This window comes from Anaerotignum lactatifermentans DSM 14214, assembly GCF_900142265.1.
Classification (GTDB): domain Bacteria; phylum Bacillota; class Clostridia; order Lachnospirales; family Anaerotignaceae; genus Anaerotignum; species Anaerotignum lactatifermentans.
This window is the reverse complement of record NZ_FRAH01000115.1, coordinates 1-6,750: the sequence shown is the minus strand read 5'-3', so window position 1 is coordinate 6,750 and position 6,750 is coordinate 1. Positions and strand designations below refer to the sequence as shown.

The 6,750-nt window shown below is 44.4% G+C and carries 12 protein-coding genes; 1 reads left to right on the top strand and 11 read right to left on the bottom strand.

Features of this window, described 5'->3' with window-relative positions:
* Positions 1 to 93: 93 nt before the first annotated feature.
* From BUB35_RS17525 to BUB35_RS17475, 11 genes are all read right to left on the bottom strand, one after another.
* Entirely contained in the window at positions 94 to 378 is a 285-nt protein-coding gene (locus BUB35_RS17525) for a hypothetical protein (RefSeq protein WP_072853827.1), read from the bottom strand.
* Between the two features lie 168 nt (positions 379 to 546).
* Positions 547 to 1,293 (bottom strand): tRNA (guanosine(37)-N1)-methyltransferase TrmD, encoded by a 747-nt coding sequence (trmD, locus tag BUB35_RS17520; protein WP_072853825.1) that lies wholly within the window; start codon positions 1,291 to 1,293, stop codon positions 547 to 549.
* Complete coding sequence (gene rimM, locus BUB35_RS17515) at positions 1,294 to 1,803, bottom strand: ribosome maturation factor RimM (protein ID WP_072853822.1); 510 nt, start codon at positions 1,801 to 1,803, stop codon at positions 1,294 to 1,296.
* A gap of 78 nt (positions 1,804 to 1,881) precedes the next feature.
* Positions 1,882 to 2,112 carry a KH domain-containing protein gene (locus tag BUB35_RS17510; protein WP_022253623.1) on the bottom strand — a complete coding sequence of 77 codons (231 nt, stop codon included), beginning with the start codon at positions 2,110 to 2,112 and terminating at the stop codon, positions 1,882 to 1,884.
* 22 nt (positions 2,113 to 2,134) lie between these two features.
* Positions 2,135 to 2,383, bottom strand: coding sequence for a 30S ribosomal protein S16 (gene rpsP, locus BUB35_RS17505; protein WP_022253624.1), 249 nt, complete (start codon positions 2,381 to 2,383; stop codon positions 2,135 to 2,137).
* 34 nt (positions 2,384 to 2,417) lie between these two features.
* On the bottom strand, positions 2,418 to 3,758 hold the full coding sequence (gene ffh / locus BUB35_RS17500) for a signal recognition particle protein (protein WP_072853820.1): 1,341 nt from the start codon (positions 3,756 to 3,758) through the stop codon (positions 2,418 to 2,420).
* Positions 3,759 to 3,772: 14 nt separating this feature from the next.
* Positions 3,773 to 4,123, bottom strand: a complete 351-nt coding sequence (ylxM, locus tag BUB35_RS17495) for a YlxM family DNA-binding protein (protein ID WP_022253626.1) — start codon at positions 4,121 to 4,123, stop codon at positions 3,773 to 3,775.
* Positions 4,124 to 4,275: 152 nt separating this feature from the next.
* A complete protein-coding gene (locus BUB35_RS17490; RefSeq protein ID WP_072853818.1) occupies positions 4,276 to 4,746 on the bottom strand; it encodes a hypothetical protein in 471 nt (156 codons plus the stop codon).
* Between the two features lie 12 nt (positions 4,747 to 4,758).
* Positions 4,759 to 5,301: a hypothetical protein gene (locus BUB35_RS17485; protein WP_072853816.1), complete on the bottom strand. Its 543-nt coding sequence runs from the start codon at positions 5,299 to 5,301 to the stop codon at positions 4,759 to 4,761.
* 1 nt (position 5,302) lies between these two features.
* A complete protein-coding gene (cobC, locus tag BUB35_RS17480; protein WP_072853814.1) occupies positions 5,303 to 5,911 on the bottom strand; it encodes an alpha-ribazole phosphatase in 609 nt (202 codons plus the stop codon).
* A gap of 204 nt (positions 5,912 to 6,115) precedes the next feature.
* Positions 6,116 to 6,277 carry a DUF1540 domain-containing protein gene (locus BUB35_RS17475; RefSeq protein WP_022253630.1) on the bottom strand — a complete coding sequence of 54 codons (162 nt, stop codon included), beginning with the start codon at positions 6,275 to 6,277 and terminating at the stop codon, positions 6,116 to 6,118.
* Positions 6,278 to 6,391: 114 nt separating this feature from the next.
* On the opposite strand from BUB35_RS17475, the gene BUB35_RS17470 reads away from it, so the two are divergent.
* Positions 6,392 to 6,613, top strand: coding sequence for a ribbon-helix-helix domain-containing protein (locus BUB35_RS17470; protein ID WP_072853812.1), 222 nt, complete (start codon positions 6,392 to 6,394; stop codon positions 6,611 to 6,613).
* Positions 6,614 to 6,750: the final 137 nt, after the last annotated feature.

Genomic DNA, 6,750 nt, shown 5'->3' with positions numbered 1-6,750 from the left:
TTTCAAAGCATTCCACCCAGTCTTATCATAGAAGAATCTTATTTACAGACTTTTCTTCATACCCTCAAATGTTCTTTTTTATTTCATACAATTTCAAAATTTCTTTTTTCCTTTTCTGTCCCAAAAATATGCTGCCGCATAAGCAAGGGCAGTCAAACCAACTGCTATCAAAATATGAAGCATAACACTAATACCAAAAAACATATTACGATGCTCTGCATCGCTAAGAATGGACGGCATTGCCAAAAGGCTGATTACAACAGAAATGGCTGTAGAAATCAAAGGCGCCATCCAAAGATATTTTCTTTTCCAAAAGAAAAAGAATACTACAGATACAATGGGAATGATATAAAATACAGAAATATTCCACCAATTCATAAGCATCCCCCTTCTACAAAATCATTTTTTCTTTCTTTTTCCTCTTAATTTCATCATACCTGAAAAGCATATACAAAGCAATCTTTTCGCATCTTGTCTAACGCTTTTCTACAACAAAAAAAGCTGAAATCTTTGCAATATAAAAGATATCAGCTTTCTTCCAAGATTTTATTCTGTTTCCTGCAATTCTTCCTGCAGTCTTTCCACAAACTGCCGTTCTTTTGCGGTCAGTTCTGCTGTTTCCAGCAAATCCGGACGTTTTTTCACGGTGCGGATGAGAGACTGCTCTCTGCGCCATTTGGCAATATTGACATGATGTCCGCTCAAAAGAATTTCCGGCACTTCCTTCCCATGAAATACGGGAGGACGGGTATACTGAGGATATTCCAGCAGCCCATCAGAAAAGCTTTCATCGGCAAAAGAATCCTCTTTACCCAACACACCGGGCACCAGACGGGATACGGCATCAATGATGGTGATTGCCGCCAATTCTCCCCCTGTGAGAACGAAATCTCCCAGAGAAATTTCATCTGTGACAATTTCCTCAATGATTCTTTCGTCAATGCCTTCATAATGCCCGCAGAGGAACACCAGATTTTCTTCCTGGGACAGTTCCTCCGCAATGCGCTGGGTAAAAGGTCTGCCCTGGGGTGTCATATATACCACCCTTGCGCCCTGTGCCTTTTCTGCAATACTCTGATAAGCGTCATAAATGGGCTGTGCCTGCATGACCATTCCTGCGCCGCCGCCATAGGGATAATCATCCACATGTTTCTGTTTATTTAGTGTATAATCCCGAATGTTAATGGCTTCCACAGAGATATGCCCTTCTTTCTGGGCACGCCCCATGATGCTATGGGAAAGGGTCTGCTGGATCATTTCAGGAAACAGTGTCAGTACAAAAAACTGTTTCATTTATCTCAATCCTTCCAGCAGTTTTACAGTCATAACGCCGTTTTTCAAATCCACGTTTTTAATGCAGTCTTTGATGGCAGGCAGCAGCAGTTCTTTGCCTTTGCCGTCTTTTTTCACCACATACACGTCATTGGAACCAGTGGGGAAAATTTCTGTAATCTCGCCCAGTTCTTCCCCTTCTTCTGTTACCACTTTCAGACCATAGAGGTCACGATTGTAGTATTCATCCTCGCCCAAAGGGATTGCCATGGCATCGGGAATAAGAATACGACCATTTTTATACAGTTCTGCCACGTTAATGTCAGTGATTTCTTTCACAGTCAGCAGTACAAACTGTTTATGGAATGCTACTTTCTGGATATGGAATGTTTCCCGTTTACCGCGGATTTCCACAATGATTTCTTTCAGGCGTTCAAAACGAGAAGGGTCTTCCGTAGTGGGAAATACGCGCATGGTTCCCCGGATGCCGTGGGTTCCTGTGATTTTTCCGATTTCAAAATATTGTTCCATGGTTTTTGCACCTCATTTTTTCCGTATAAACAAAATCAGCAGGATGCGCCTGCACCCTGCCGTATACAGCGGTTTCCCTTACTGTACGATTTCTACGATAATCTTTTTATCCTCGTGGATGGCCGCCGCTTTTACCACAGTACGAATTGCTTTTGCAATTCTGCCCTGCTTGCCGATGACCTTACCCATATCTTCAGGGGCAACTTTCAGTTCCAAAATCCAAGCGCGTTCGCCTTCTTTTTCGGAAACCTGCACCTGTTCGGGATGTTCCACCAGATTTTTTGCGATTACTTCCAGTAATTCTTTCATTGCATTGGCCTCCCGTTACGAATTATTCGCCGATAACGCCAGCTTTTTTCAGCAGAGCTTTAGCTGTTTCGGAAGGCTGTGCGCCTGTTGCCAGCCATTTGTTAGCTGCTTCTGCGTCAACTTTCAGAACAACGGGTTCCTTTGTAGGATCGTAGTAACCGATTTCGTCGATGGATTTACCGTTTCTGGATGTTCTGGAATCTGCTACAACGATTCTATAGAAAGGAGCTTTCTTTGCACCCAGTCTTTTCAGTCTGATTCTTACTGCCATTTCATTTCACCTCCTGCAAGTGTTCATAAAAAGTTTATCGGAAAAAAGGAAGCTTGCCCTTTTTGCCTTTTTGCATGTTGTTCATCTGCTTCATCATTTTCTTCATTTCTTCAAACTGTTTCAGCAGACGATTGACTTCGGCGATGCTTCTGCCGGAGCCGTTGGCGATACGCTTTTTCCGTGGTCCATTGAGAATAGAAGGATTCAGCCGTTCCTCTCTTGTCATGGACTGGATGATGGCTTCTGTTTTCGCCATTTCCTTGGACGGGTCAACGCCGTTTAAGGCTTCGTCCAGATTAAATTTATTCATACCCGGAATCATGCCCATCAGATCTTTCAGCGGACCCATTTTCTTGATCTGCTGCATCTGAGAAAGGAAATCCTCCAGTGTGAATTCGTTGGAAAGCATTTTTTTCTGCATTTCCTTGGCTTCCTGCTCGTCGATGTTCTGCTGTACTTTATCAATGAGTGTCAGCACATCGCCCATACCCAGGATTCTGGAAGCCATTCGGTCGGGATAGAAGGGCTCCAAGTCCTCCATCTTTTCCCCCATACCGATATACTTGATGGGCTTGTTGGTTACGCTTCTGACAGAAAGTGCCGCACCGCCTCTGGCGTCGCCGTCCAGCTTTGTCATGATGATACCATCAATGCCCAGCTGGCTGTCAAAGCTTTCCGCTACGGTTACCGCATCCTGACCGGTCATGGCATCAACCACCAGAAGGATTTCCTGAGGTTTTACCACTTCCTTGATGTCCTGCAATTCCTGCATCAGTTCTTCATTGATATGCAGTCGACCTGCCGTATCGATGAGGATGACATCGTTGCGGTTTTCCGCTGCGTATTCCAACGCTTTTTTGGAAATTTCCACGGGACTGAGTTTGTCCCCCATTTCAAATACGGGAATATTGTAGTTTTTCCCAACTACCTGCAGCTGTTTGATCGCCGCCGGACGATACACGTCACAGGCTACCAGCAGAGGATTTCTGCCCTGCTTTCTCAGCTGTCCCGCCAGCTTCCCGCTGCTGGTGGTTTTACCGGCACCCTGCAGACCTACCATCATATAAACGGTGGGAGGACGCTTTGCAAAAGTCAGCTGACTTTGTGTGGTACCCATGAGAGCAATCAGCTCTTCATTTACAATCTTAATCACCTGCTGTCCCGGATTCAGACCTTCCAGCACCTCTGTGCCAACAGCCCGTTCCGTAACAGTCTTGATGAAGTTTTTAACGATTTTAAAGTTTACGTCTGCCTCCAGAAGCGCAATCTTTACTTCCCGCATGGCGGTTTTTACATCTGCTTCTGTCAGCTTGCCTTTGCCCCGCAGCTGCTTGAACACATCCTGCAGCTTATTGGAAAGGTTTTCAAATGCCATAGACCGCCCTCCTCTCAGGATAATATTGCTTCGGCAATCTGTTTCATTTTTTCCAGTTGGCGGATTCTTTTTTCTGAAAGACCGTCGGTTTCCATCTCCTGTAAAATATCCAGCATTTCCCGTACAGATTTTTTCTGTGCTTGGAATCTGGCTACCAGCCCCAGCTTCTGTTCATAATCCATGAGGATTTTTTCCGTCCGCTTCAGCTGATCCCGCACCGCCTGACGGCTGATGGACAATTCCTCTCCGATTTCCGAAAGGGAAAGATCGTCCTGATAGTGCAGATCGAATACCTGTTTTTGTTTCTCTGTCAAAAGCTCACCGTAGAAATCGTAGAGCAGTGTCAGATGTAAGATTTCATCCATGGTCTTTTCCTCCTGTAAAGTAAAATCACTTTACAACCACCTGTGTTATTGTATCCGAAAAGGGGGCGGCTGTCAAGTATTTTTCCTTTACAGAACGTATTTTTTTCAAAACCGTCAGACTGCCTGAAAAATCAATGATTTTCCCAATTTTTTTATTCTGGTTCCCCAACCATTTCATCCAAAAAAGCTGCTGCATCCTCCGTTTCGGCTTTTCCTTGGACGATGGCAAAGTCCATGAACATATCTCCGCCGTTTTTGCCTGCCACAGCCTTACAGGTATATTCTTTTTCCTTCTCTGTCAGCATTTCTGTCAATACGGTGGATTCTCCCGGCAAAAGCACTTCCTGCGCCACTTCTTCTTCGTCGCAGAGAATACTTACTTTCAATTCCGTGTACACATCGCTTTCCGGTCGTGTGTTTCTCACATAAAAATGCAGTGCTTCTCCGTTGGTGTTGTCCAGTTCATAAGTTTCAGAAAATCCATTGCTGCCGCCAGCACCGCCGGAATTGAGCATGGTATTGCCCATGGCTTCCTGTGCGGGCACTTCCGCCTGCTCTCCTCCGCCACAGCCTGCCAACGCAAACGTCATAACCAACGCCGCCAGTATTCCATACTTTTTCATAACTTCTCCCCCTTATAAAAGTTCGTATTCTGTTTCCGCTTCTGCCTGACTATCAAAAATACGAATTTCCTCTGCTTCTTTCACAACTTCTAACAAATCTGTTTTCGGCGGTTCCAGACCAAATACCATGCCCATTTTTTCTCTTTCTTCCTGTGTTTCTTCTGAAAAATCAGATTTCTTTCCTGTTGCTTTTTCCATCCATTCCGGTGCAAATATCACCAGCCGGACAAATTCCCGGAAATTTTTCGCCAGATACCAGCATGTGTTTTCTGCTGACACATAATAAATGGGGCTGTTTTCCAGCTTGCCTTCTCCATGAGCAAAAGCGCCGCCCTTTTCATCCGTAGCAAAAACCCAAAAACAAGGCACAGGAAACCAATTAAACTTCGGCTCCAATCCAGCAAAAATCAGCCGTATTCCCCGTTTCCGCTGCAAAAGAGTAAATCCATCCTCCTCACAGGTAGGGATAAAGGATTCTATGATTTTTCCGCCACATAAATACTGGTTGGAAAAAACAGCCTCTTTCTTCTCCATATTATGACATTTGGCTTTCATGTCATTCCTCCTCCAGACACAAAGGATGGTTGATGCTTTCAATGGTCGTCCACTTTTTGGAAATCAGTACGGAGCTATAATGCCCCTGTTTGGAATCGAACCGCCAGAAGCCATCCATACCAGCTCCTGTCAAATGACAGAGCATAGTACTAAGAGCACCGTTATGAGCCACCAAAAGGACGTTCTTACCACGGTTTTCTTCCACCAATCTGTCAACGCCTACAGCAACCCTGTTGTAGAAATCCGAAAATTTTTCCCCATTGGGCATGGCAAGGTCTTTCCAGTCTGTGACCCACCCCCGCAGTTCTTCCTTGTAATTCTTCTCTATGTATTCTGTGGTCTGATTTTCCCAATCTCCGTAATAAAGTTCTCGAAAAGCGCTGTCATAGTGTACTTTCATATCTTTTCCGTCAGCGATAATTTCCGCTGTATGAGCTGCCCTTTTCAAGTCACTGCTGTAAATAGCATCAATGGGAATCTGCCGAAAATACTGCCGCAGCTGTTCTGCCTGCTGTACGCCCGTTTCGTTGATATCCGCATCTGTCCAGCCATAAAACATATTTCGCTTATTCATATCCGTTTGTCCATGTCGAACCAGATATAATCTCATGGCAAACACCTCCATTTTCATTATACCGACGGCATAAACTTGCCGCAATAAAAAACAGTCATCCCAAAGAAAAACTCCTTCCCGATACCCCCCTGTAAAAAGAAGAAAGCTGAAATCTTTTATAGAAAAGATTTCAGCTTTCTTGGTTTTCTTACGCAGAAGCCCCGAACTTTATGAAATGCCCGTTTCTTCTTTCAGACAATCTTATCTTTTTGTGTAAGACAGACAGTCTGTGCACTGATCCATAGTAGGGTTTGCTTCATGTGTGCCTACCTGAATGGTTTCCAGTGTGCAGTAATTTTTTGTGTTGTGGTGATGTCTGCAGTTATCTACGGTACATCTGATACATTCATTACATTTTTCCATTGTGTGCGCCTCCTTTTGTTTGGTACGCACTTATTTTGCCCGGTCTTTGAAAAAACATACTGCTATTTTTTTCTTTTTTTGATATACTGAATACAGAGGAAGGAGAGAACCCCTATGGCAGAGAAAACAACAAAATCCACCGCGAAAAAAAGCAGTACAAAACCGAAATCCACAGGCAAACGCCTGTCCGTTACCATAGATCCCGACACCATGGCACAGCTGAATGAATATCTGGCACAGTTCGGCTACAGCAAAGACGAATTTGTGAAAAAAGCCATTCTGGAAAAAATCAGTCGGGACAAGATCAGCGCCATGATCGACAATATGATTCGATAACAGCAAAAAAGGATACGCAATCGGGAGCATCTTCATAAGAATCATAACCACGCCTAAAAGACGTGGTTTGCACTAGCCCTATAAGGGCTTATTAAGAGCCAGCGCCTAAATGACGCTGGCTTTCACTTCGTTCAAGC